The organism is Allobosea sp. CER48, from assembly GCF_044752385.1.
Lineage (GTDB): Bacteria > Pseudomonadota > Alphaproteobacteria > Rhizobiales > Beijerinckiaceae > Allobosea.
In genome coordinates, this window is the sequence record NZ_JBIWYK010000708.1 from 1 (window position 1) to 1,166 (window position 1,166).

A 1,166-nucleotide genomic window follows, 5' to 3' on the forward strand; every position below is an offset into this window, starting at 1 on the left:
TCTTCGAGACAGCGCAGGTCGAAGATCAGCATCCCTTGCGCGATCCTGCCGATGACCGGCACTGGAACGGCGCGGAAAGCCGCTGCCAGCTGCTCGACGGCCGAACCGGCGGCCTTGCCGACCGGCTGGATCGCGAGCCCTGTGCTCGGCAATGTCTCCAGCGGCAGCGCTCCCGAGCCGATCTGGCTGGCGCAGTCGGCAATCTCGACCGTCCAGCCCGGGCCGAGCCGGCGCGCGAGCGCGGGCCGGAGGCGCTCCGCCAAGGCCCGCAGTTCTGCCGGCCTTCGCGTGAACAGCCGGAGCGTCGGCAGGCGCTGCGCCAGGCCGTCGGGGTCGCGGTAGAGCCTGAGCGTTGCCTCCAGGGCAGCGAGCCGAAGCTTGTCGAGGCGGAGGGCCCGTTTCAGCGGGTTCTTAGCCAGGCTGGCGATCAGATCCTTGCGCCCCGCGATGATGCCGGCCTGCGGGCCGCCGAGCAGCTTGTCACCGGAAAAGGTGACGAGATCGGCGCCGCCCTTCAGGGCATCCTGAACGGTCTTTTCCTTGCGCAAGCCCCAGCGCGAGAGGTCGACCAGCGTGCCGGATCCGAGGTCGTCGACGAAGGGCAGCTCATGCTGGCGGGCGAGCTTCGCCAGCTCGGCCAGCTCGACTTCGGCCGTGAACCCCTGCACCACATAGTTGGAGGTATGGACCTTCATCAGCAGCCCGGTCTGTGCGCCGATCGCCTCGGCATAATCACGCAGATGGGTGCGGTTGGTTGTGCCGACCTCGCGCAGGACGGCGCCGGCACGGGCCATGATGTCCGGCATGCGGAAGGCACCGCCGATCTCGATCAGTTCGCCGCGCGAGACGATGGCCTCGCGGGCCCTGGCGAGCGTGTTGAGCACGAGCAGCACGGCCGAGGCGTTGTTGTTGACGAGGATTGCATCCTCGGCGCCGGTGAGTTCGCGGATGAGGCCACGCACATGGGCGTCGCGCTCGCCGCGCTGTCCGGCCTCGATCTCGTATTCGAGATTGGTCGGCGCACGCATGGCGGTGACCACGGCCTCGATCGCCTCCTCGGCCAGCAGGGCTCGGCCGAGATTGGTGTGCAATACGGTACCTGTCAGATTGATGACCGGGCGCTGCGAGGGGCGGCCCCGTTCCTCCAGCCAATCCAGCGCCATGCG

General features: G+C 68.6%; 1 protein-coding gene. It reads right to left on the bottom strand.

Going from position 1 to position 1,166, the window contains the following annotated elements; translation table 11 throughout:
- On the bottom strand, nucleotides 1–1,166 hold a 1,166-nt coding region (gene selA / locus ACIPIA_RS16715; RefSeq protein WP_400511095.1), incomplete at both ends, for an L-seryl-tRNA(Sec) selenium transferase.